Raw genomic sequence first — 24,737 nt, 5'->3', positions numbered from 1 at the left:
GCCTGACGTTCTTTTTTTGGTGTACTTATCCCTAGGGGCTGCCTAGCCCAGCAGCGCCACCTCCGCCGCCGTGAGGCCGTAGAGGGCGGCCACGGCGGCGTCGATTTGCTGCTCCAGGGCCTGGGTGTCGGCGGCGGGCGCGGCGGCTTTGGCGGCCAGCACCTGCTCTACCAGCCCCGCTATCGCCGCCTGCTGCTCGGGCGTGGCGGGCGGGATGGGAAGTTGGGAAAGGTAAACTGGTTTATATTCAAAATAGCCGTTCGCTTTGGTGGAAGCAATAGATTTGAAATAGAAATCAACAGCTGAAGAATTTAAACACCCTAGCAAGAATAAGTCATCTGTTGGGACAATTGTCGTTTTGTCATTCGAATAGAAATTCTGCTCATCAAACGCATAAGGTGCACGTTGAGAAAATGCAGCAATTATTATTTTCTTCTTTTCAAATTCAATTTTGTAATCAATGCTGTCCTGGATTTCAAACCATTTGTAAGTGCCTGCTTTGCGCCCAGGCCAATTTTTACCGTTCCAACCCCTAGGCATTGGTTCTAATCCTTCTCTGAAACTTTCAAGATGAGCCAAGATTGCGGGGTACGATTCAACCTTTATGCCCCGTTGTGTGAAAATTAAATACTTATCAGATTTTGGTTGCTGATAACGTTTAACATCTCTGCCTGCCAAAAACGGCTTAATAATTTCCGCTGATTTTGCATCCTCAGAAATTAATTTTTCTCGTGTAGCGGCGTCAATTACAAAGGCTTCATTGTAGCCGGTTTTAATGCCATAATAAATTTTTCCGTCCACATACTTCTTCAGCGGTTTCCCCGCTAGCCGCAGTTTTTCCAGCAGCGCCTGTTGGTCGGCGGCGGCGAGGCTCCAGGCATCGGCCGAGAGGCGGGCGGTGGGCATGTCGGTAGCGGCCAGGGCCACGCTGTCGGCAAAGTGGCTGGGGTCGGGGGGCAGGGCCGTAAGCTCGGCCACGCGCACGCTGGAGCTGGCCGGGGCGCGGCGCACGCTCAGGATATTGGGGTAGGTAGTAGCCTCCGGAAACACGGGCAGGTCGCCGAAATCAAGCAGCTCGACGAGCTGGTGCTCGGGGCGCAACAGGTAGCGGCGCAGGGCCTGGCCGTAGCCGGCGCGCAGCCACTTGTTGTTGGTGATGAAGCTAAGCTCGCCGCCGGGAGCCAGCAGGCGCAGGCCCAGCTCGTAGAAGTACACGTAGAGGTCGGCGGTGCCGGCCGTGGTGTCGTAGTGGGTTTTGAGGTAGCCCTTGAGGGCGGCGGGTAATTCCTCCTGCCGGATATACGGCGGGTTCCCAATCACCACATCGAACCCCCGAAAGGCGCCGGCCGCGTCCAGAATCTCCGGAAACTCGAAGCGCCACTCGAAGGCATCGCGGTAGAGGGCACCCTGCTCGCGCAGCTGGCGCTCGGCTTCGAGCTTGTCGAGGGTGAGCTGCAGGCTGGTGCGCCGGGCCCAGGCGTCTTCCTCGCCGAGCTGGGTTTTGCCAAACAGGTCGGGCTTCTGGTCGAGCTCCACGCGCAGCAGGTCGTCCTTCACCCGCGCAATGCGCTTGAGCAGCGGGTCGTGGCGCTGAATGGCGGTGGAGAACTGCTCCTTGAGGCGGGCCAGGAAATCCTGCAATTCCTGCTTGGCCTCGCGCCCTCTGGCCGAGAAAAACTGCCCGAAGGCGCGGCGGTAGGCCGCTACCGAGGTGTCTTTGCGCCGAAACACGTCGGTAAGGTCGTCGGTAAGGGCAAAGCGGCCGATGAGCGAGTTGCCGGCCCGCACGTTGAGGTCGAGGTTGGGCAGCGTTTCCAGCTCCCGGAAGTCGCTTTCGGGCGTGTAGTAGGCGTGCTTGAGCAGCTCAATCCAGAGGCGCAGCCGGCAGATGCGCACCGAGTTGGGGTTGAGGTCTACGCCGTACAGGCAGTGCTCGATGAGCTGGCGCTTTTCCCGAAACAGGGCGCTTTGCAGGCGCGTGTGCTGGCGGCTCACCTGGCGGGTGGGGCTGGGGCCGCCGTCGTCGTGGTAGGTGGCGCGGTACTGCACCAGCGTGTCGAGGTCCTCGTCGTCGGTGATGGCCAGCTCGTCGCGGGCCACGGTGAGGGTGTAGCGCAGGCGCTTGCCGGCCTCGTCGAGCAGCAGGTGCAGCTCGCTCTTGATGGCCAGCAGCTCGTTGAGGGCACTTACCAGAAAGTGGCCGCTGCCCACGGCCGGGTCGCACACGCGCAGCTCGTTGAAGGCGGCGCTGAACTCGGGCCGGCGCTGGGGCTGGTCGTCGAGGCGCTCGCGCAGCTCGGCCACGTCGGCGGCGCTCAGCCCGAAGCGCTCGTTGAAGTGGCGCACCACCGCCCGGCGCAGCGAGTGCCGGCACATGTACATGGTAATGAAGCCGGGGGTGTAGAACGAGCCATCGCGGTAGCCGTTTATCTTCTCAAAGATGAGCCCCAGCACGGCCGCCGAAATCAGGGGCCGGTCGTCGTCCTGCACGCCTTCCTCGCCCTCCGAGGCAAAGTCGTAGGCATCGAGAAAGCGCAGCAGGTAGGTGAGGGCGGCCGGGGCGGCGGCCCCGGCTTCCTGGCGCAGCACCGAGCGCCGGCTTTTGCCGCCGCCCAGCAGCGGCAGCGCCAGGCGGTCGTCGAGCCCACTGATGCGCAGCGTCAGGCGCTCCAGGGCGCTGGGCTCAAACAGCGACGAGTTGAGGTAGGGCACGGTGCGGTAGAGCCGGGCCTCGGGCTCCTCGCGCTCGTGCGGCGGCCGGTTCAGCACCCGGTAAAAGAGCAGGTTGAGCTGGTCGTACTCCTGGAGCTGGCCGGGGTCGAGAAAGCGAAACGGCGCATCGTGGGGCGCGTGGTAGCGGCGCAGCTGGCCCTCCAGCAGCTTCAGAAACAAGAGGCGGCTCACCCAGGTCAGGCCCAGGGCCAGGGCCACGCCCTCGGCCTGGGCGGCGGGCGCGTCGCCGTAGCTGGCCAGCTCGGCGGGCGGCAGGTTGCGCAGCATGTCTTCGGCGCGCAGCTGCACCAGCGTGTTTTCGAGCAGCGAGCCCCGCTGCCGCCGCTCGGGCGCGCAGCGCTGAATGAGCTTGCGGCCCTTGTCCTTCACCTCTTCGAGGCCCATGAGGTAGAGCAATTCCTCGTAAAACGCCCGGTTGAGGGTGTTGGCATCCTGCGCAAACGGCTCCTTGAGCAGGTGCGGGGCCGAAAACAGCTTGCTCAGCCACAGCAAGGCCCGCTCGCCCAGCTCGCGGCGCTGGCCCTTGTCGTCGCGCGGGTCGAGGTCGAGGTGGGTAAAGCGGATTTCGGTGTCCGTCTTGTCCAGCAGCTCCTTCACGGTCTGGTAAAAGAAGCTGGTATCGCCGGCCGTGGTCTGGCCCTGCTTGTGCTTCTGGAAGAAGGCGCGCAGCTCGGCGTTCTTCCAGAACACCCGGTGAAACTCGTGGGCGTCGAAGATAAACCACTCGTAGCCAGTGGTGATAACGAGCTGGCGCAGCTCCAGCGCCTGCTGCTCGGAGCTGCGCTCCTGGAAGTAGTAGAGCAGCAGCTCGTGCAGCGCCTTGCGGTTGAGGTTGCCGCGCTGCACCATCTCCGCCTTGTTTTTCTGGTGCTTGAGCTCGAAGATGATGGCGAGCGGGTCGGCCGCGTCGGGGCCGCTGTGCAGCACCAGGTCGCGCTTCTTGCGCGAGTTGATGAAGTTGGCGAAGCCCACCGCCCGCAAAAACCGCCGCAGCGGCTCGGCAATGTCGGCCTCATCCTGCTGGGCATCGAGCTCGGTGAGCAGCTGGCGGCGCGCCTGCTCGAAGGCAGTGAGGGCCGGGCGGGTTACTTTCTGGCGGCGGTAGGCCAGGTCGAGAGCCTGGGAAGGTAAAAGCGGCTTGAGCTGCATAGGGCCGCAAGATACCGCGCCGGCTGTAGCGTGGACGCTGCGAGTCCGCGCGTGGTATCATTAAGCAACGTTCTAACGCGCGGACTCGCAGCGTCCACGCTACTTCCTGGCGCCGGCTGTAGCGTGGACTCTGTGAGTCCGCGCGTGGGCCTTTTATTAATCGTTCAACGCGCGGACTCACAGAGTCCACGCTACCTTCCCCGCGCGGACTCGCAGCGTCCACGCTACTTAGCCTGCCACGGCTACTTCCTTGCGCTCGCCAATCTGCTGGCGCCACATGGCGTAGTAGAGGCCTTTTTGGGCCAGCAGCTCGTCGTGGCGGCCGGCTTCGGCCACCCGGCCGCGCTCCAGCACGAAGATGCGGTCGGCGTGCAGCACCGTGCTGAGGCGGTGGGCGATGAGCACCGTGATGTGCTGGCGCGAGCCCGAGAGCTCGCGCACCGTGCGGCCGATTTCCTCTTCCGTGAGCGAGTCGAGGGCCGAGGTGGCTTCGTCGAACACCAGCAGGGTGGGGTGGCGCAGCAGGGCGCGGGCAATGCTGAGGCGCTGCTTTTCGCCGCCGCTCACTTTCACGCCGCCCTCGCCCAGTACCGTATCAAGGCCCTTGGGGGCGCGGGCCAGCAGGGTATCGGCCGCCGCCTGGTGCAGGGCGTGCAGGCACTCGGCATCGGTGGCGTGCGGGGCCACAAAAAGCAGGTTTTCGCGGATGGTGCCGGCAAAAAGCTGGGTGTCCTGGGTCACGAAGCCGACCTGCTCGCGCAGCTGGTCGAGGTCTACTTCGGTGCTTGGGATGCCGTTGTAGAGAATCCGGCCCGACAGCGGCGGGTAGAGGCCCACCAGCAGCTTCACCAGGGTGGTTTTGCCCGAGCCGCTGGGGCCGACGAAGGCAATGGTTTCGCCCACCTGCGCGCCAAACGTGATGCCGGCCAGCGCCGGCGCCGGGGCCGTGAGGTGCTTGAAGGTAACATCGTCAAACCCTAATGTTTCGATGCGCTCTACCACCTGCGGGTGGGCCGGCTTCACATCGCGCGGGGTGTCGAGAATCTTCTGGAAGTTGCCCAGCGAAATCTCGGTTTCGCGGTACGTGCCAATGATGCTGCCCAGCTCCTGCAAGGGCCCGAAGATGGAAAACGAGTAGATAAAGAACGAGAAAAACTCGCCCAGGCTGATGTGGTTCTGAACCCGTAAATATAAAAGGAGTAATATTATTACATTGCGTAATAAGTTCACAAACGTGCCCTGCACAAACGAGAGTGAGCGCAGGTAGCGCACCTTGCGCAGCTCCAGCTTCAGAATCTTGTCGGTAATGCCGTTCAGGCGCTGGGTTTCCTGCTGGGCCAGGCCGAGGCTTTTAATCAGCTCGATGTTGCGCAGGCTCTCGGTAGTGGAGCCGGCCAGGGCCGTGGTTTCGGCCACAATGGTCTTCTGAATCACCTTGATGCGCTTGCTGAGCGCAAAGCTCAGAATACCCAGCAGCGGAATGGTGAGGAAGTAGCCCAGCGCAATGGGCCAGTACACCGTAATGGCGTACCACATCACGAAGATGATGCCCACGAGCGCCGTAAACAGCACGTTGACAAAGCTTTGAATCAGCTTCTCCACGTCGAGGCGCACCTTCTGGAGCTTGCCCAGCGTTTCGCCCGAGCGCTGGTCTTCAAATACCTGGTAGGGCAAATCGAGCGAGTGGCGCAGGCCGTCGGAATACATGGTAGCTCCCAGCCGCTGCGTAATGACGTTGACGTAGTAGTCCTGAAAGTTCTTGGCAATGCGCGACACCATCGCTACGCCCAGCATCATGCCGATGTAGGGGATAGCTTCGCGGAAAAACGGCCAGAACGGCACCAGTCGCAGCCCGCTCACCGTACTGTTGCGGGGTACAAAATGGTCGACCAGCCGCCGGAACAAGTACGGGTCGAGCAGCGAGAAAACCTGGTTGACGGCCGCCAGCACCAGGGCCAGCACCAGCAAGGGCCAGTAGCGCCGCAGGTAAGAATATAGTATTTTCATAATACAAGCGCCGGGCCAAACCTGACCCGGCGATTAAGGCAAGAGGCGCAAAAGGCGCCGGCGCTAGGCAGTCGTAGTCGTCGGCCGGCGCAGTAGCAGCAGCACAAACAGCAGCACCAGCAGTACCATCGCCGGCACTCCTTTCGCAATCCCGCCCGGAATGCGGGTCGCGTGCATAAAAATTGCGCCCAGCATGATAAAGATAAGTCCCAGCGCGGCCGGCCGCAGGGTGCGCAGCACCAGCAGGCCGATGCCCCCCAGCACTTCGGCCGCGGCAATAAAGTAGGCAAACCACTCTGGCATTCCCAGACTGCCAAACATCCGGGTGGTATCGGCCAGATGCAGAAATTTCAGGAAGCCCGAAGCAGTGAAGGCAAACGCCAGCAGCGCTTGCAGAATCCAGGCGACGGTGTTTTGGGTAGAAGAAGTCATGCGAAAAGCAAGGAAGGTGAAGAGGTAAGAGGATGAAGCGCAAGAAAGTTATAAAAACCTACCGGCTCCGTCCCGCGGCCCATCACTTCCTATTGCCAGCCGCCGCCGAGCGCCCGCACCAGGGCCACAGCCGCGCGCAGCTGGGTGGTCTGGGTCTGCACCACCAGGCGGGCCGCGTCCAGGGTCTGGCGGTCGGCATCGACCACGGCGAAGTAGTCGGTGAGGCCCCGGCGGTAGCGCTCCAGGGTGAGGCGGCCGGCCAGGCGCGCCGCGCGCAGGGCGCGCTGCTGCGCCGCCAGCTGGGCTTCGCCGGCGCGCACATCGGCCAGGGCAGTTTCAACTTCCTGGTAAGCGGTGAGGGCAGTGCTTTGGTACACGGCCTCCGACTCGCGGCCCTGGGCGCGGGCCAGCTGCTCGGCCCCGCGCAGGCGGCCGCCGTCGAAGAGCGGGATATTAAACCCGCCGCCTACGTAATAGGTCAGGCCGTTAGCCACCTTGGGCAGGTCGCCGATGTGGTTGGTCTGGGGGCCGATGAAGCCGTTGAGCAGCAGCGTCGGCAGGCGGTTGAGCCGGGCCTGGTCGGCGCGCAGGTCGGCGGCGGCCAGCAGGCGCTCCTGGCGGCGCAGGTCGGGCCGGCGGGCGAGCAGGCTGGCCGGCAGCGTAGCCGGAATAACGGGCAGCGGCACCAGCAGCGGCGGCACCGGCGAGGGCGCCGGGCCATTTGAGGTAGCCGTAGTGGGCAGGGCGCTCTGGTAGCTCACCGAGTCGGGCGCCAGCGAGCGCAGGATAAAGCTGCTGGCCGGCCGGCCCGTGAGCGTAGCCAGCGAGGCCACCAGTCCGGCCCGCTGGCGGCGCAGCTCAATGGCGCTGGCTTCCACGTTGGCCAGCTCGGTTTCGGCCCGGCGCAGGCCGATTTCGTTGTCCACTCCGGCCTTGAAGCGGGCGGCGGTCAGCTGCACGTTGTAGCGGCGGGCCTGGCGGGCGCTGTCCAGCACCAGCAGCTCGGCATCGAGGCCGCGCAGGCTGAAGTAGGCATTGGCCGCATCGGCCGACACGCTCAGGCGCACGGCCTGCTCGTCGGCTTCGCTGGCCTGCTCGGTGGCGCGGGCGGCCTGGGCACCGCGCCGCAGCCGGCCCCACAGGTCTACTTCGTAGTTGACGTTCAGGGGCACATAATACTGGTTTTGCTGCACTGCCACGGCCGGAATAGCCGCCGACTGCAGCGGCCGCAAGGCCGAAAGCTGGGTGTTATACACCGAGGGCGCCAGCGCAATAACCGGCGACCGCAGCGCCTCGGCCACGCGCAGCTGCGCCCTGGCCTGGTCAATACGCGCCAGGGCGGCGCGGGTCGTAAAGTTCAGGCTCGACGCCTGGGTTTCGAGCCGGGTGAGGGTCGTATCGTTAAATACTGCCCACCAGGTAGGCAGGTTCGGAATCTGGGCCAGCTGCCGCGCCTTCGAGGTGTCGGTAACTACGGGCGCCGGCACCTCGGCCCGGCCCCGCCCGAGGGAGTCAACCGCCGCCGTATTTTTAAACGCCGTGGGTACGGGCACGGCGGGCGGGTCGTAGGTATAGTGGCTCACAGCACAGCCGCCCAGTGCCAGGCCCAGTAAAGCAACAGAAAGACGCATTCGATAGGAGATTAATTAAAAATTAAACAGCAGTGTGCAACTGGTGCGCCGAATAAGTTGCCCTGCTTCGACGTACTACTTTACCCGCAGGCTACCAGCTGATTTTAATTTTTAATTCATAATTTTTAATTAGACAAAGGCGACGATACGCGCGGCGCATCGGGGTCGTTCGGCCGGGGCTTGGCGGGCGGCGGACCAGCCGGGGCTTTGGGTTTGGGCGCCGCTTTGGTCGCTACTTCGAGGCCTTCAGTCAGGTTTTCGGTGGGGTTGATGACGAGCAGCTCGCCGCCTTTCAGGCCCTGGGTTACTTCGAGGGTCGAGCCAAAGTCGCGGCCCAGCACCAGCGGCTGGTAGTGAATCTTGCCATCTTGTACCATCGCCACCTTCGAGTCGATGCCCGGCACCAGCGCATTGGCCGAAATCAGCACGCTCGGCGTGGTTTGCGGCACCCGAAAGCGCACCTGAGCATACACGCCCGGCCGCAGCTGGCGCTTCTGGCCGTGGTTGACGAGCACTACCTCAGTGCGCAGCGTGCGCGTCTGGGCATCGAGCGCGCCGGCGTCGCGGGCTACGTGGCCCTCAAACGGCTGGGTCGGAAACTCGGGTACCAGCACGTCGGCCCGCTGGCCGCGCCGGATGCCGGGCACGTAGTTCTGGGGCACATCCACGAAGGCGCGCAGCGTGTCGGTTTGCTCAATTTTGAAGAGCTGGGTGCCGGTAGCGTTGCCGCCCGTTACGAGCGTGCCCACATCTACATTACGCTGCGTAACAATACCGCTGAAGGGCGCGATAACCTGGCGAAAGGCCCGCTGGGCCTGCAGCTGCTTCACGGCGGCACCCTGGGCCGCGTACTGCGCCCGGCCGGCGTCTACTTCCTGCTGCGACACGGCTCCGGGCAGCGTAACGCTAGTGAGGCGGTTAAATGAGCTGCGCGCCAGCGCCAGGTTGGCCTGGGCCTGGGCAATCTGCTGGTCCAGCTCAGGTGTGGCAATGGTAGCCAGCACCTGGCCCTTGCGCACGTGCTTGCCGATGTCGCTGGTCCAGCTTTGCACAAAGCCATTCACACGGGCAAACACGAAGGTTTCGTGGTTCGAGCGCAGGTCGGCGGGTAGGGTAATGGTGGTGGTGTCGGGGGCCGCTTTGGCGGGGATTACCGTCACCACCGGCTTGGCCGTGGCCAGCGCGTGCGACTCTTCATCACGGGCCTTATTGTGCTTGAGCCGGGGCAGCATACCCACCGCAAACAATATCCCGAATACGATGAGCAAAACGAGTATAACCAGCCAGAAGCGGCCGGTGCCAGAAGAAGTAGGTTCGGTTGACATGTAAAGAAATCTTAAAAAAGAACGTCAGGCTTTCCGCCGGAAAGCACGACGTTCTTTTTTCAATGGTAAGTCAGAGAAATCAGGCTGCCTGAGCCTGGGGCTCGGCGGCTACGGCGGCCGGCTCTTCCTCTTGCTTCTTTAAGTAGGAAAACATGATAGGCACAAAAAACAGGGTGGTCACCGTGGCCAGCATCAGGCCGCCGATTACGGCGCGGCCGAGGGGGGCGTTCTGCTCACCGCCTTCGCCCAGGCCCAGCGACATGGGCAGCAGGCCGATAACCATGGCCAGGGCCGTCATCAGCACCGGACGCAGGCGGGTGAAGCCGGCATCCAGGGCCGCGTCGAGCGGGCTGAGGTCGGGCTCTTCCTCCCGGCGCTCATTGGCGAACGTTACCAGCAGAATCGAGTTGGCCGTGGCCACTCCAATGCACATAATAGCGCCCATCAGGGCCGGCACGCTCAGCGTGGTCTGGGTCACAAACAGCATCCACAGGATGCCCGCCAGCGCGCCCGGCAGTGCGGTAATGATAATGAGCGGGTCGAGCCAGCTCTGGAAGTTGACGGCCATCAGCAGGTAAACCAGCACGATAGCGCCCGCCAGGCCCAGACCCAGGCCGATAAACGACGTCCGCATCGACTCGACCTGCCCGCGTAGCACGATGGTCGTGCCCTTGGGCAGGTTTTTCTCCGCGTCGGCAATAATGCGGCGAATATCTTTGCTCACGCCGCCCAGGTCGCGCCCACTCACGCTGGCGTAGAGGTCTACCGTGCGCTGGATGTTGTAGTCCGACGCCACGGCCGAGGTCTGCGTCCGGCGCACCTGAGCAAAGTTGGTCAGCAGCTGCGGGGTGGGCTGGCCGGGGCCGGTGACGGTAATATTCCCGACTTCGTTCAGGTTAGCCAACTGACTAGGTGGCGTTTGCACGGCCACCGTATAGTTTACGCCGTTTTGCGGATTCAGCCACTGGTTGGGGTTGGTCTGGGTGCTGCTGCTCAGGTTTACGAGCAGGTTGTTGGCAATGTCGCGCTGGGCCAGGCCGGCCTGCTGGGCCCGCACCCGGTCGATATCGAGCCGCAGCTGGGGCTGGTCGAATGCCTGGTAAATAAACGCATCTACAACTCCCGACACGTTCTTGATTTTCCGGCTCAGCTCGCCGGCCACGCGCTGGTTGGCCTTCATGTCGCGGCCCGTCACCTGAATGTCGATAGGAGCCGGCAGGCCGAAGTTCAGCGTCTGATTCACGATATCCGCCGGCTGAAAGAATATAGTCAAATCAGGATATTCTTGGTGTAGCTTGCGCCGGATAGCGTTGATGTACTCGCCGGTGGGGCCGTGCTTCTCCTTCATGCTGACGAGAATCTCGCCGTCGCCGGCGCCGATGGTCGGGTTGTCGCTCAGCAGCAGGTTGATAGGAACTACCGGCAAGCCAATGTTATCAAGCACCAGGTCCAGCTCCTGGGCCGGAATCACTTCCCGGATTACTTTTTCTACCTGCTTAAAGCGCTCCTCGGTTTCCTCCACGCGGGTGCCAGTGGGCACGCGCACGTGTAGGCGCAGCTGGCCGGCATCAACGGTCGGGAAGAAGTTCTGGCCGATGAGCGGAAACAGGCCCAGCGAGCCGATAAACAGCACCGCAAACGCACCCACTACCAGGCCGCGGTGGCCCAGCGCCCATTGCAGCGCCCCTTTGTAGCCGTGCCGGAATTTCTCGAAGCCGTGCTCAAAGCCGGTGTGAATGCGCCAGACCCAGGTTTGGGTAATGGCTTTGCCCGCCTCGCGCTCGGCATCGGTAATGCCCTGCTCGGCTTCCTCCTCGGGCGTGCCGCTGGGGTGGTCTTTCTCAAACTGCTCGCGGTGCAGGCGGGCCAGGTCGCGCTCGCCCTGGCTGATGGCGCGGCCATTGCGGAAGTAGGCGCTGGGCACCTCTTCCTCCTCCTGGGCGTGGTAAATGGGTAATTCCTTGCGCAGCAAATACATGACCATGGTAGGCACCAGCGTCCGGCTCAGGATGTAGGAAGCCAGCATGGCAAAAATCACGGCCGTGGCCAGCGGCGCGAAGATGGCCGAAGCCACGCCCCCCAGGAAGAATACCGGCACAAACACGATGCAAATCGAGAGCGTCGCCACCAGCGCCGGCGTCGCAATCTGCTGGGCGCCGTCCAGAATGCTGCGCTTGAGCAGCTTTTTCATGCCCATGTTGCGGTGAATGTTCTCGATTTCCACCGTGGCATCGTCGACCAGAATACCCACAGCCAGCGAGAGGCCGCCCAGGGTCATAATATTCAGGGTCTGCCCCAGAATATTCATCACGATAATGCTGACCAGAATCGACAGCGGAATGCTGATGGCAATGATGAGCGTAGAGCGCCACGAGCCCAGAAACAGCAGAATCATGAGCGCCGTGAGCGCCGCCGCGATGCTGGCCTCAATGATTACGCCCTTGATGCTGGCCCGCACGAAAAACGACTGGTCGAACAACAGCTTGATACTCAGCGCGGGCGGGGCATTCGCCTGAATGTTGGGCAGCACCTGCTTTATCTTGTCAATAACGGCCAGGGTAGAGGCCGCACCGCTTTTCAACAGCGGAATAATAGCCGTGCGCCGCCCGTTCTGGCGCACAATGTTGGTTTGCACGGCCGCGCCCTCGTGCACAAACGCCACGTCGCGGATATAGGTCGTTACGCCATCCTTGGTCTGGATGGGCAGGTCATTGAGCGTTGCTACGGCCTCGGGGCTGGAGTTCAGCTTCACGTCGTACTCGCGGGTGCCAATCTTGGCCGAGCCGGCCGGAATAATGATGTTCTGCGCCGTGAGCGTATTTACCACGTCATCGGCGCTCAGGCCCTTGCCGGCCAGCTTCTGCGGGTCGAGGTCCACCATTATCTGCTTGGGCTTGCCGCCGTTGGGCAGCAGCACCGAGGCACCCTGCACCACCGCCAGGCCCGGCCGGATAAAGGCGTTGGCCGCGTCATAGAGGTCCGACTCGCCGAGCGTTTCGGAGCTGAGCGAGGTCTGGGCAATCGGCACGTTGGAGGCCGAATAGCGAATAATGAGCGGCGGCGTAATGCCCGGCGGCAGCACGCGCAGCAGCGTCTGGGTGATGGCCGTGAGCTGAGCCACGCCCGCGTCGGGGTTAGTGCCCGGCTGAAAGAACACCTTTATCAGGCCAATGCCTTTGAGGCTCTGGCTTTCCTGGTGCTCCACATTGTTTACGGTAGTGGTAATGGCGCGCTCCACCGGCACCACCACGCGCTGGTTCATCTCCTCGGGCGCAATGCCGGCGTAGGTCCACACAATGCCTACTACCGGAATCGGGATGTCGGGGAAGATATCCACCGCCATGCGCTGAATCGTCAGCACGCCCCCTATTAATATCAGCAGCGCCATCACCACGAAGGTGTAAGGCCGCGCCAGGGCCAATCGTACAATCCACATTAGTCCAATCCTGAACTTTCATCCAGGCACTCGTTAAACCATAAACCCCGCTGCCGCTCTCCCGCCCGTCGTTCTGTACTGAATCTGTGCTTAACTGATTTTCGCGGGTAATAGTTAGCGGCAGTTTGGTAATTTTTCAAATCAGGCCCTGAGTAATTAACAGCCAGTCAGCCATTTCACATAAAGCTCATGTTAAGAGGCGACCGGTTGGCCTGCTCTCGCGAAGCCAGGGCCATTGACAAGACCTCGCGGCTCCGCGTTGCAGACCAGGGCGGTAAAGCCGTGTTACGGGCTGCCAGTCAGGCATAAAAAAACGCAAAAAAAGACCTCCCTGTAAAAGGGAGGTCTTTTCACATGTGCTGGAGGGTAATACCTAATAGCGGTATACCTTGTCGGCGTTGTTGTTTTTGAATTGCTCTTCAAAATATTTGGCATCTTCGGCATTGCGGGGCTTCACGCCCATTACAATACCACCATTTTTGATGCCCTGCTCGTACTCAGCAGCGTGCTCCTCGGGGATGCCCGAGCCGACCAGCGCGCCAACCAGGCCACCCGTGAGGCCACCGGCCCCGGCACCAGCCAGCGCGGCAGCCAGCGGACCGGCAATGATGAGGCCCAGGCCCGGCAGCGCTACCGACGTGCCAATAGCGGCGATAGCCCCAATGATAGCCCCAGCCGTGCCCCCGATGGCCGAGCCTACGCCGGCACCTTCCATAGCCTTGTCGCCCAGCTCGGTGTGGGTAGAATCGTTGCCGAAGTGCTTCTTGCGGGTATCGTCCGACATCAGCAGGTTCACGTCGTCTTTGCCGTAGCCGCGCTCATGCAGCGACTGGTACGCTTTCTCGGCGCTGCTGCGGTCGCGGAAAATGCCGCTGGTGTGCGAGTAATCGCCGTCGTAGCTGTCGTTGGTGCCGGTGGCGGCATCTTCAACGGCGTGGCCGGCCCGCGAAGCGGTATTTTCTACGGCATCGATGCCGCGGCCTACTGCTGCACCAGCGGTGCCGGCAACGGCGGCGCCTTTGGCAGTAGCACTGTAGTCGTCGCCGGGGCGCGAAGTGCTGTCACCGGCATTAGTAGGCATGGTGGGCGAAGTAGTGGAAAGGGGCGAGCCCGTAGAGCCAGCGTTCAGGGTAGTAGCATCGGAAGAAGTAGCCCCGCCGGTAGCGCTGCTGTAATCGGTGCCAGCGTTGTAGCTCGTGCTTTCGTTGCTGGTATTGCCGCTGTTGCCGAGGCCGGTGCCGGTGTTGCTGGTGCCATAGTTAGCACCGGCGCCGGTGCCGGAATTCATCGGGTTGTTTGCATCGTTGGTGTTCATCTGGAAAAGGGGTGGGTTGAGTGAAGTGTCGCCAGGACCAAATGTCCGGCTTCGGGTAGCTTAACGGAGCGAGCCGAACAGGGGTTACAACCGGCTGCCCGCCGCTGGCGAGCGCGGCCGGCCAATCACAAAAAAAAGCCCCGGCAGTAGCCAGGGATTTCTAAGCAGATTATGAGGTAGTAAGCGCTTACGCTTCATTTAATACGTGCTGCGCGTAGTTTGCTTCCTGCTGCCAGTACTCCCGGCATTCCCGGATAAGATTTTTCAGGAAGTTTTCATCCTGCTTCAGCGAGCGCCATTCGCCCATGCCCAGCCGCTCGCAGAGCTTATAGAAGTTATCGCCTTGGCCTTTAGAGCCTTGCACGCGCACCAGGCTGCTGAGCAAGGGGCGACCCGCCGCGTGCTCCTCAGTTGAGATTTCGGCCAGCATCTCATTCAGGCGCGATTTTTCGTGCGAGATGTCCAGGTTCAAGCCCAGCTCGGATTCCTGCACCAGCGTGAGGTAGCTGACCGTGCCCGCCTGCTGCCGGGCATAGCGGATGAGGTAGTGACGGAGGCGGTTAATCATGGGCAACAAGAAAAGGTGGACGTTTTCGCATCGCTTGCCAGGCAAAGCGTGCGGCGATAAACTGTAAAGGAGCAAACGAAAACAGCTGCTGCTGTAGAAGAGCTCAAAAAATCCGCCTACGTTGCAAGCAAATGCCTTGCCAACCTACACTATTTTTGGCTGCCATCGGGGCAGATAAAGCCCTATTTTTTGCCCTGTCGCCGGCGCAACTCCTTCTGAATGAGTAGAAATTCCCGGCTGCTCTGGCCCGCGATAGCCGTGTTTTCGTTGGCCCGGCGCAGTAGATAAGGCATTACCGCTTCTACGGGGCCGTAGGGCACGTACTTGGCAGTGTGGTAGCCGGCGTGGGCCAGGTTATAGCTCAGGTTATCGCTCATGCCATAGAGCTGGGCAAACCACACGCGCTCATCGCCCGGAGCTAGGCCGGCCTGGGCCATGAGCTGGGTGAGCAGCAGCGAGCTGGCTTCATTGTGGGTGCCCGCGCACAGGCTGATGCGGTCTACGTGGGCCACCGTGTAGCGCAGGGCCTCATTGTACAGGTCGTCGGTGGCCTGCTTGGTGGGGTTAATCGGATTTTGGTAGCCGCGCTGCTGGGCCACGCGGGCCTCTTTTTCCATATAGGCTCCGCGCACCAGCTTCACCCCCAGGTAGTAGCTGCCCGCCACGGCCCGGTCATAAGCCGCTTGCAGCGCCTCCAGACGGTCGTGCCGGTAAAGCTGGTAGGTGTTCCAGACGATGGCCCGCTCCTCGTTGTAGCGGCGCATCATCTCCTCGGCCAGGTCGTCGATAGTTTGCTGAAACCAGCTTTCCTCGGCATCTACAAACAGGCGCACGCCGTGCTGGTGCGCGCTGGCGCAGAGCGCATCGAGCCGCTGCCGGCCGCGCGCAAAAGCCGCCTGCTCGGGCTCAGTAAGCGGGGTGCCGGCCTGGGTTTTTTCGAGCAGGGCAGTTGGCATAAGGCCCGTTACCTTAAATACAGAAAAAGGTATATTCGGCGTGGTGGCCGCCAGGGCAATAGTAGCCAGAATCTCGTCGCGGGTGCGGTCGAAGCTCCGGTCGTTGCCGGTGCCCTCTACCGAATAGTCGAGAATAGTGCCGATGTGGTAGCGACCCAGCTCGGCAATAACCGCCTTGCATTCCTCAATGGTTTCGCCGCCGCAAAACTGTTTGAAGATGGAGTGCTTTATCAGAAACTTGGTGCCCGGGAAATTAAACTTCAGGGCCGACTGCATAAAGCCGCCGCCTAGTTTTACCAGGCTGCCGTTGTTCATGGCCGCAAACAGCGCGTACATCTTGCGCAGGTCGGCATCCGACTTGGCCTCGAAGGCAATACGGGTGTCTTCAAAGGAGATAGGCGCTACGGGCGGCAGGGGCACGGCAGGGGTAACAGACATGGTGGAGCGGGCAGAACAAGTGAGCGGGTGGGGTGGGTACTGCGAAGGTACGGCCCCTCGCTAAACCCGGTTCGCCACTAATGGGTTACTTTTAGGATTGTAAAGCGGAGTGGCACTCCGCTTTGGCCACTCACTCAACAACTTCGCCGACAGCCTGCTTCGGCGGCGCGGGCGCGGAGTGCCACTCCAGGCCGCAGTTTGTAATGGAAAATAGTACCGCTACCGCCGACACGTATTTTACGCGCCGGCTGGCCGCCAAAGGCCAACCGCTTATTATTGCCGGCCCGTGCTCGGCCGAATCGGAAGAACAGGTGCTGACCGTAGCCCGCGCTCTGAAAGCCGCGGACCAGGTCGATATGTACCGCGCCGGCATCTGGAAGCCCCGCACCAAGCCCGGCGGCTTTGAGGGCATGGGCACCGCTGCGCTGCCCTGGCTGCAGGCCGCCCGCCAGGAAACCGGCCTGCCGATGGCCATTGAGGTGGCCACCCCGCGCCATGTCGAGGAGGCCCTCCGGCACGGCATCGACGTGCTCTGGATTGGCGCCCGCACTACCGTAAACCCCTTTGCCGTGCAGGAGCTGGCCGATGCGCTGGCCGGTACCGGCGTGCCGGTGATGGTAAAAAACCCGGTAAACCCCGACCTCGCTTTGTGGATTGGCGCGCTCGAGCGGCTGGAGCGCGCGGGTATCACCGATTTGGCGGCTATTCATCGGGGTTTCAGCACCTTTGCGCCCTCGCGCTACCGCAATGCGCCGACCTGGGCCATTCCGATTGAGCTGAAAACGCGCTATCCGCAGCTGCCGCTTATCAACGACCCCAGCCATATCGGCGGCTCGCGCGAGCTGCTGCTGCCCATTGCGCAGAAGGCGCTGGACCTCGACTACGATGGCCTCATCATCGAAACGCATCCCGACCCCGACCTTGCCCTCAGCGATGCCGCCCAGCAGGTGACGCCCGCCCGCCTGCAAGCGCTGTTGAGCGAGCTGAAGTACCGCTACCGCAGCTCCGACAACGCCGACTACCGCAACAAGGCCGAAGAGCTGCGCCAGAAAATGGATACCGCCGACCACGAGATTCTGGAGGTGCTGGCCCGCCGCATGGCGCTCATTCAGGAGCTGGCCGAGTACAAAAAGGAAAATAACGTCAAGATTCTCCAGCTGGAACGCTGGCAGGAAATCTTCAAAACCCGCCCCGAATGGGGCCGCAAGCTCCATATCGACGAGCGGTTTGTGGGGGAGCTGTATAAGCTCATCCACATCGAGAGCATCCGCCAGCAAACCCAGGTGCTCAACGGCCGGCCGGTTGACGGGCCCCAGAACCTGGGGCCGGGACTGTAAGTAGCAGGATGGGAGATAGTGGATTGTAACTAAAAGAACGTCCTGCTCATCTGGCATCCGCTTGTCGAAGCATGACGTTCTTTTTCAGTTCTAACTACTTTCTAAACAGCGTCATTCCCCGTTACTCACTCACCCAGTGGTACGTCTCCACGGCTCCGCCGTCAACCGGAACGGTTACGCCCATCAGGCTGAGCATTGGCTGGCCGTTTGGCGGACTCTGCACCGTGTAGGTTTTGGTGTTGTCGTTAGGTAAATCGGTTTCATTAACAAAAGTGATGAGGGGCGCGTAGCTCATCGACAGCTGGTAGGTAGTGTGGTAGTCGGCCTGCCCGCTGCGATGCACGGTGAGCTGGCCGCCCGCCCCAAATACCAGCTGGCGGGTAAAGCCCACCGAGGCCGGCGTGCGTGCCCCGGCCTGGTACGAAGTGCTTTCCCATTCCCAGTGTCCGGTTGCCATCGCCAGCTCATCGTAGTTGGCCGGCCGGATATCGGCAGTGCGCTGGCAGCTGGTAGCCTGTTGGGTGAAGGCAAGTAGCAGGGCAAAGAATGTTGTCTTCTGCATATAGCTGGAAGTAGGTGCGGGTTTACTAAAGAGTTGCGGCGCCGGAAAAGCGTTGCATGCAGCAACCAGAAAGTGCTTGGGCTGCCGGGCCGTTTATTTGCACCCGCCTTACCTCCACCGTATACCACCTTGCGTATCTCGCCCATCATCGGCTCCGCTGCCCTGCCCGCCCTGGCTGAGCTGCTGCACCAGTCGCCGCCGAGCCGCCTCTTCGTGCTGGCCGATACCAACACCGCCCGCGACTGCTACCCGCGGCTGCACCCGCACCTGCCGGCCTACCAGCTACTTACCATTGAAGCCGGTGAGGCTTATAAAACACTGGAAACCTGTGGCATAGTCTGGGGCTGGCTCACGGCTTACCAGGCCGACCGCCACGCGCTGCTTATTTGCCTGGGCGGCGGCGTAGTCACGGACCTCGGCGGCTTTTGCGCCGCTACCTACAAGCGCGGCATTCGGTGCGTGGGCGTGCCTACCACGCTGCTGGCTCAGGTAGATGCCGCAGTAGGAGGGAAGACCGGCGTTGACTTTCAGGGATTTAAAAATCACATCGGTGTTTTTCAGGAGCCGGAAGGCGTCTTTATGGAGCCCGCATTCCTGGCTACGCTGCCGGCCGGTGAGCTGCGCTCGGGCTACGGCGAGGTTATCAAGCACGCTCTCATTGCGGATGCCGCGGCCTTTGCCGGGCTGCGCGGGGTAGCCGTGGCCACGTTGCCCGACTGGACGCCCCTTGTCCGCCATTCCGTAGCCATTAAGGAAGGTATTGTGACGCAGGACCCGCACGAAACCGGCCTGCGCAAGCTGCTCAATTTTGGCCATACCGTGGGCCATGCCCTGGAAAGCTACCTGCTGGCCCAGCCCGGCCGGGCGGTACGCCACGGCGAGGCCGTGGCAGCCGGCCTCATCTGCGAGAGCTGGCTTTCGGCCCGGCGCGGGCTGCTGAGTGCGCAAGAATTGGCGCAGGTGCGCGAAGTAGTGGGGCTGACTTTTGAGCCGCTGCGCTTTACCGAAGCTGAAATAGGCGATATTGCGGCCTACGCCCTCCACGACAAGAAAAACCGGGGCGACGTTATCAGGTGTACGCTGCTGCACGGTATCGGCCACGGCATTTTTGACCAGGCTGTGACGGTGGCCGAGCTAGGCGCCTCCCTGCAAGCTTACCTGGCCAGGTAAAGCGCAGTGGTACTTTGTTTTCGGCCGGGCTTCTACAGCTCAGCCGCGCCTCGAATATATTGACTCAAACGGAGTCACCCTCCGCTGTATCTCTTTCTATGAGCAACCAAACCCTGCGCTGGCCGGGCGGCCCGCTTAGCGGCACCGCCCGGCTGCCCGCCTCTAAAAGCGAAGCCAACCGCGCCCTGCTGCTACAGCACCTGGCCGGTGGCGGCACCCTCAGCAACCTTTCCGAAGCCAACGATACCGTGCTGATGCAGCGCCTGCTAGCCCAGGCTGCTGCCACCGACCTGCTGGATGCCGAAGACGCCGGCACCGTAATGCGCTTTATGACGGCTTACCTGGCCGTGACCGGCTGGCGCGGCACCCTTACCGGGGCTACCCGCATGAAGCAGCGGCCCATTGGCATTCTGGTTGAGGCGTTGCGCAGCCTGGGGGCCGACATCACTTACCGGGAGAAAGAGCATTATCCGCCGCTGGCTTTTGGGGGCCGGCCGCTGGCCGCCGGGCAGGGTATGGCCGAGCTAAGCGTGCGCGGCGACATCAGCAGCCAGTACATTTCGGCGCTGTTGATGGTGGGCCCTACGCTGCCTGTCGGCCTGCGCCTGCGGCTAACCGGCGAGGTAGGCTCGCGGCCCTATATTCACATGACCTTGAGCTTGATGAGGCATTTCGGGGCGGGGGTAGCTGAGCTGCCCGGGGAGCTCATGCAAGTGCAGCCTGGCGGCTATCAGCCCGCCGATTACGAGGTGGAAAGCGACTGGTCGGCCGCCAGCTACTGGTACGCGCTGGTGGCGCTGGGGCCGGTTGGCTCTACCATTACCCTGCCGGGCTTGCGGCGGGCCTCCTGGCAGGGCGACCACGTTATTCAGCATAGCATGAAGCTGCTCGGCGTGGCTACCGAGTTTCGGGAAGCCGGTGCGGTGTGGCTTTCGCAGGTGCCGCCGGCGGCCGAAAGCTTGTGGGAGCAGCCCCTCAACTTCACCGACTGTCCCGACCTGGCCCAAACCGTGGCCGTAGTTGCTGCCGCGCAGGGTGTGCCGCTGCGCCTGACCGGCCTGCACAGCCTGCGCATCAAGGAAACCGACCGCATCGCGGCCCTGCAAGCCGAGCTGCGCAAGTTCGGCGCGGCCATGCCGGAGGTAGCGCCGGGGGTATTCGAGGTGCAATCAGCCAGCTTCCGGGTAGATGGCCAGACGGTAGAAACCTACGACGACCACCGCATGGCGATGGCTTTTGCGCCGCTGGCTATGCGCGGGCCGCTTACCATTGCCGAGCCGCAGGTGGTGCGCAAGTCGTACCCCAGCTTCTGGCGGGCGCTCACGGCGGTCGGAATGAAGCTGGCGTAGCGGTAGCCTATTCTTTTAAATTTAATGAATAAGCTACCAAATAACGGGTAGCTTTTCCGCTTCTCAACTTCTTATCCAGCTGGTTTCGGCTGGCCTATCGTCTCTTAAACCAGCCTGTTACTTCCATGACGTATTACGAGTTGAGCGCCCTGCTACTGGCCGGCGGCCTGGTGCTAAGCAGCTGCCAGTCGAAGCCCGGCCCCGCCGAAACGGCCGCTGGTGGCCCGGCCGGGGCCATCTGGCATTCCGAGGCTTATACGCTTTACCGTGATAGTATCGTGCAGGGCCACAACCACGGCCGGGTAGTTTCGGCTACGGCGCTGACCTCCAACTACCGCAGCCCGGCCAACGAGACGCAGAGCCCGCTGGTGACCTTTAAGTTCAGCCTCAACGGCAAGGATAACGAGCTGCCGCCCGGCCAGGATAACACCTTTCTGGCGCTGCCCGCCGCGCCCGGCGCGGCCCTTGAAACCCCGGTTATCCTATTTGGCCAACGCTATGCAGAGGCCCGGCCCGTGCCGGCCGGCCAGTACCTGGCCCCCAACACGCCGCTAAAAATCAGGCTCGACCTGCGGCCCGTGCTGGACGCTTTTGAAAAGCAAGGCTATTTTACTACTTACAAAGGCGAAAAGATTTATAAGCAAGACTTTAAGAAGGTTTTCGTAGCCGGGAGCACGGCCCCGCTAAGCTGGGATTTTGATAACCTGGTAAATAAGCCCGAGCTGGAAATGCACGATGCCGATGGCGACGGCATCTACGAGGTGACGCTGACCCTTAACGCGCCGGCCGCCGCCAAAACCACCGCCAGCCGCTGGGAAAAATCTATTAAAACCGACGATTTTCCCCAGTATAAATCGGCCTACCCGCTCGCCGATGCGCTTTATAACCTGGCTTTGGAAGAAGCGCGCCGCGCCGTGGAGCCCGACAGCACGTTTCGTACCGGCAAGGAGTGGGCGGGCGTGTGGACGCGCGACGTGAGCTATTCCATCATCCTGGCTCAGGCTACGCTGCAACCCAAATCGGCGATGAAAAGCCTGCTGCGCAAAGTATCGCCGGCGGGCCGCATCATTCAGGATACCGGCACCGGCGGGGCGTATCCGTGCTCTACCGACCGCGTAATCTGGGCCGTGGCGGCCTGGGAGGTATATAAGGTAACCGGCGACGCCGCGTGGCTGCGCAAGGTGTATCCCATCGTTAAAAAGACGCTCGAAGAGGACGCCCAGAATGCCTACGACCCCACCAGCGGACTGGTGCGCGGCGAGTCGTCGTTTCTCGACTGGCGCGAGCAGACCTACCCGCGCTGGATGCAGCCGGCGGATATCTATCAAAGCGAAAACCTGGGCACCAACGCCGTTCATTTTCAGGCCAATACTGTACTGGCCCTCATGGCCCGGCAGCTGGGCGAAACGGCCGTGGCCGAGCGCCACGAGCAGGCAGCGGGCAGTATCAGGCAAGCTATTAATCAGCACCTGTGGCTCGAAAAAGCTGGCTACTACGGGCAATATAGATACGGTCGAATATTTCCGGTGGTATCGCCCCGCGCCGAGGCGCTGGGTGAGGCGCTGAGCGTGTATTTTGGCGTTGCCGACGCGGGCCGGGCCAGAACAGTAGTGGCGAATGTTCCGACTACGCCCTTTGGCATTTCCTGCATCTATCCCCAGATTCCGGGCATTCCGCCCTACCACAACGACGCGGTGTGGCCCTTCGTGCAGAGCTTCTGGGCGCTGGCCGCCGCCAAGGCCGGCAACGAGGCTTCGGTGATGGAAAGCATGGCCGCCGTTTACCGCCCGGCGGCGCTGTTCTTGACGAATAAGGAAAATTTCGTGGCCGGCAACGGCGACTTTGCCGGCACCCAGGTCAACTCTTCCAATATGCTCTGGAGCCTCTCGGGCAGCCTCGCTCTGGTGTATAAAGTGCTGTTTGGCATGCACTATGAAACCGACCGGCTGGTGTTTCAGCCCTTCGTGCCGCGGGCGCTGCAGGGCACCCGCCAGCTCACCAACTTTGGGTATCGCCGCGCGCGACTGACTATCGAAATGACGGGCTTTGGCAACGAAATTCAGGAAATCACCCTTGATGGCCAGCCGCTGGCCGGGGCCGCCGTACCCGCCACGCTCACGGGGGCGCACAAGCTGCGCATCGTGCTCAAAAGCCAGGCCCCGGCGGCGGCCAGTGTGAATCGGGTGGCTGACCTGTTCAGCCCCGAAACCCCGTCGGTAAGCTATGCCAACGGCCAGCTTAGCTGGCCCGCCCAGGCCGGCGTAGTAACCTACCGGGTGCTCAAAAACGGCCAGCCGGTAGATGCCAGCGGCGCTACTACGTACGCCGTAGCGCCCGGCGCGTATGCCGAATATCAGGTTTTGGCTATAAATGCCAACGGCCACGAGTCGTTCGCCAGCGAGCCGCTGCCGGTAGGGGCACCCACCGCCGAAATCCAGCTGGAAACCCTGGCACCGGCCGCCGCTTACGCGTACAAAGGCTTTAGTGGCACCGGGTTTATCGAGGTGAGTACTGCTAAAAACACCCGGCTCACTATTCCGGTTGAAGTGCCGGAGGCGGGGCTCTACGCGCTCGATTTCCGCTATGCCAACGGCAACGGCCCCATCAATACCAACAACCAGTGCGCCATTCGCACGCTGCGCGATGGCCGCGGCCAGCTGCTGGGCACCGTGGTGCTGCCCCAGCGCGGGGTGGCTGAATGGTCGAACTGGGGCTTCTCGAACCCGACCGTGGTGCGCCTGGCGAAGGGCAAAAACACGCTTACGCTCACGTATGAGCCAGCCAACACGAACATGAATGGAGCCGTGAACCAGGCCATGCTCGACTACCTGCGCGTGCGAAAAATACAGTAGCGCGGACGTTGCCGTCCGCTTGGAAACCGGGCCAAGCGCGGACTACAAGGTTCGCGCTACTACTTTTGCCAGCCATGACCGACGCTGAATTTGACCTGCTCGACGAATTATATTTTGTAACGCCCTTCCGGGTGCTGCTCGAAAAAACCGGCTTGCCCGCCGCCGAGCTGCTTGCGCTGCTGGGGCAGCTGCTGGAGCGCGGCTTGGTGCGCTACTACTGGCCCGACCCCGATACCGAGCTGGCCTACGAGCCCACTTCGTTTGGCGCGCTGGGCCAGGATGCCAGCTACCTGGCATCTAAGGAAGGGCTGCTGCAGCACAACACCCGCTAGCCGTGGCCAACGCGCCCGCCAGCTCCGAAACGCTGCCTGCCGCGCCCGATACGGCGGTGGTAGTGCCGCCCCCGGTGCGCACGCCCGGCTACTACGTGCGCCAGCGCCTGTGGGCCAATCGCCCGGCCGTGGTGGGGCTGGGGTTTATCGCGCTGTGCGCCCTCGTGGCGCTGCTCGGCTACTGGATATTGCCCGATAACTCGCCCAATGCTAACAATGGCCTGGTGCAGCTGCAAAAGCAGCCGCCCGGCTTCACGGCTACCATCAGGCAGGTGCCCGACCCTACCGCGCCAGCTCCCGGCAATGTGCTGCACGTGTGGCTGCACGGCCGCCCGCCGCAGTTCAAAGACGAAGCCGCTTCTGGAAAAAAGCAGCTGGGGGCTGGTAATCAGCCGCTAATAACCCGCCGCTACTGGCTGGGCACCGACAAGGCCGGCCGCGATGAGCTGAGCCGGCTGCTGCTGGGTACGCGCATCTCGCTGGGTATCGGGCTGGTAGCAGTCCTTATCTCGCTGGCCCTGGGCGTAGCCGTGGGGGCCGTAGCCGGCTACTTCGGCGGCTGGGTCGATAGCCTGCTGCTGGGCCTGATGACCGTGGTCTGGAGCATTCCCGGCATTATGCTGGTTATCGGCATCTCGCTGGCGCTGGATAGCAAAGGCGTGTGGGTCAGCTTCGTAGCCGTGGGCCTGACGATGTGGGTCGATGTGGCGCGGGTGGTGCGCGGGCAGGTATTGGGCCTGCGCTCGGCCACCTTTATTGAAGCGGGCCGGGTGCTGGGGCTGCCTACCAGCCGGCTCATTTTCGTGCACCTGCTGCCCAATCTGCGCGGGCCGCTCATCGTGCTGGCCACCAGCAATTTTGCGGCTGCTATTCTGCTCGAAGCCGGCCTGAGCTTTCTGGGCCTGGGCGTGCAGCCGCCGGCCCCCAGCTGGGGGCTGATGGTGAAAGAAGGCTATGACCTGCTGGGTACCGAGGCCGGCCTCTGGCTGACTCTGCTGCCCGGCTTGGCAATCAGCTTGTTAGTGCTTAGCTTTAATGTGCTGGGCAATGGCCTGCGCGATGCCTTCGACCCCAAAACGCCCCTTACCTGAGCCGGGTAGCGGGGAGTTGGGCGGCTGGGCGTATTATTGTGACAGTTTACCGTA

General features: G+C 62.2%; 16 protein-coding genes. 6 read left to right on the top strand and 10 right to left on the bottom strand.

Annotation, left to right across the window (positions count from 1 at the left end):
- Positions 1 to 42: 42 nt before the first annotated feature.
- The 9 genes from F6X24_RS16300 to F6X24_RS16260 all read right to left on the bottom strand — a co-directional run bounded on the left by F6X24_RS16300 (position 43) and on the right by F6X24_RS16260 (position 15,990).
- Positions 43 to 3,882 carry a DUF7149 domain-containing protein gene (locus F6X24_RS16300; RefSeq protein ID WP_151089021.1) on the bottom strand — a complete coding sequence of 1,280 codons (3,840 nt, stop codon included), beginning with the start codon at positions 3,880 to 3,882 and terminating at the stop codon, positions 43 to 45.
- A 228-nt stretch (positions 3,883 to 4,110) separates the two neighbouring features.
- Positions 4,111 to 5,889: an ABC transporter ATP-binding protein gene (locus tag F6X24_RS16295; protein ID WP_151089020.1), complete on the bottom strand. Its 1,779-nt coding sequence runs from the start codon at positions 5,887 to 5,889 to the stop codon at positions 4,111 to 4,113.
- 63 nt (positions 5,890 to 5,952) lie between these two features.
- Positions 5,953 to 6,321 carry a DoxX family protein gene (locus F6X24_RS16290; protein WP_151089019.1) on the bottom strand — a complete coding sequence of 123 codons (369 nt, stop codon included), beginning with the start codon at positions 6,319 to 6,321 and terminating at the stop codon, positions 5,953 to 5,955.
- Between the two features lie 89 nt (positions 6,322 to 6,410).
- Positions 6,411 to 7,952, bottom strand: a complete 1,542-nt coding sequence (locus F6X24_RS16285) for an efflux transporter outer membrane subunit (protein ID WP_151089018.1) — start codon at positions 7,950 to 7,952, stop codon at positions 6,411 to 6,413.
- Between the two features lie 125 nt (positions 7,953 to 8,077).
- On the bottom strand, positions 8,078 to 9,277 hold the full coding sequence (locus F6X24_RS16280) for an efflux RND transporter periplasmic adaptor subunit (protein ID WP_151089017.1): 1,200 nt from the start codon (positions 9,275 to 9,277) through the stop codon (positions 8,078 to 8,080).
- A gap of 79 nt (positions 9,278 to 9,356) precedes the next feature.
- Positions 9,357 to 12,713, bottom strand: coding sequence for an efflux RND transporter permease subunit (locus F6X24_RS16275; protein WP_151089016.1), 3,357 nt, complete (start codon positions 12,711 to 12,713; stop codon positions 9,357 to 9,359).
- 373 nt (positions 12,714 to 13,086) lie between these two features.
- On the bottom strand, positions 13,087 to 14,028 hold the full coding sequence (locus tag F6X24_RS19370; RefSeq protein WP_317132491.1) for a hypothetical protein: 942 nt from the start codon (positions 14,026 to 14,028) through the stop codon (positions 13,087 to 13,089).
- Between the two features lie 187 nt (positions 14,029 to 14,215).
- Positions 14,216 to 14,596 (bottom strand): hypothetical protein, encoded by a 381-nt coding sequence (locus tag F6X24_RS16265; RefSeq protein ID WP_151089015.1) that lies wholly within the window; start codon positions 14,594 to 14,596, stop codon positions 14,216 to 14,218.
- Between the two features lie 182 nt (positions 14,597 to 14,778).
- Positions 14,779 to 15,990 carry a proline dehydrogenase family protein gene (locus F6X24_RS16260; protein WP_151089014.1) on the bottom strand — a complete coding sequence of 404 codons (1,212 nt, stop codon included), beginning with the start codon at positions 15,988 to 15,990 and terminating at the stop codon, positions 14,779 to 14,781.
- Between the two features lie 203 nt (positions 15,991 to 16,193).
- Here F6X24_RS16260 and F6X24_RS16255 point away from each other — a divergent pair, with 203 nt between their 5' ends.
- The gene (locus F6X24_RS16255) at positions 16,194 to 17,327 is read left to right on the top strand and encodes a chorismate mutase (protein ID WP_151089013.1); all 1,134 of its coding nucleotides are present in this window, start codon (positions 16,194 to 16,196) and stop codon (positions 17,325 to 17,327) included.
- A 121-nt stretch (positions 17,328 to 17,448) separates the two neighbouring features.
- On the opposite strand, the gene F6X24_RS16250 is transcribed toward F6X24_RS16255, so the two are convergent.
- The gene (locus F6X24_RS16250; RefSeq protein WP_151089012.1) at positions 17,449 to 17,889 is read right to left on the bottom strand and encodes a hypothetical protein; all 441 of its coding nucleotides are present in this window, start codon (positions 17,887 to 17,889) and stop codon (positions 17,449 to 17,451) included.
- A 129-nt stretch (positions 17,890 to 18,018) separates the two neighbouring features.
- On the opposite strand from F6X24_RS16250, the gene aroB reads away from it, so the two are divergent.
- The 5 genes from aroB (at position 18,019) to F6X24_RS16225 (ending at position 24,683) form a co-directional block, all read left to right on the top strand.
- Complete coding sequence (gene aroB, locus F6X24_RS16245; protein ID WP_151089011.1) at positions 18,019 to 19,059, top strand: 3-dehydroquinate synthase; 1,041 nt, start codon at positions 18,019 to 18,021, stop codon at positions 19,057 to 19,059.
- A 98-nt stretch (positions 19,060 to 19,157) separates the two neighbouring features.
- Positions 19,158 to 20,408, top strand: a complete 1,251-nt coding sequence (locus tag F6X24_RS16240) for a 3-phosphoshikimate 1-carboxyvinyltransferase (RefSeq protein ID WP_151089010.1) — start codon at positions 19,158 to 19,160, stop codon at positions 20,406 to 20,408.
- Positions 20,409 to 20,533: 125 nt separating this feature from the next.
- Positions 20,534 to 23,260: an alpha-L-rhamnosidase-related protein gene (locus F6X24_RS16235; RefSeq protein ID WP_151089009.1), complete on the top strand. Its 2,727-nt coding sequence runs from the start codon at positions 20,534 to 20,536 to the stop codon at positions 23,258 to 23,260.
- 74 nt (positions 23,261 to 23,334) lie between these two features.
- Positions 23,335 to 23,592: a hypothetical protein gene (locus F6X24_RS16230; protein ID WP_151089008.1), complete on the top strand. Its 258-nt coding sequence runs from the start codon at positions 23,335 to 23,337 to the stop codon at positions 23,590 to 23,592.
- A 2-nt stretch (positions 23,593 to 23,594) separates the two neighbouring features.
- Positions 23,595 to 24,683 carry an ABC transporter permease gene (locus F6X24_RS16225; RefSeq protein ID WP_229725172.1) on the top strand — a complete coding sequence of 363 codons (1,089 nt, stop codon included), beginning with the start codon at positions 23,595 to 23,597 and terminating at the stop codon, positions 24,681 to 24,683.
- The last annotated feature ends 54 nt before the right edge of the window (positions 24,684 to 24,737 follow it).

Source organism: Hymenobacter baengnokdamensis (assembly GCF_008728635.1).
GTDB classification, from domain to species: domain Bacteria; phylum Bacteroidota; class Bacteroidia; order Cytophagales; family Hymenobacteraceae; genus Hymenobacter; species Hymenobacter baengnokdamensis.
Note: the sequence above shows the minus strand (reverse complement) of the source record. Positions and strands in the feature narration are given on the sequence as shown.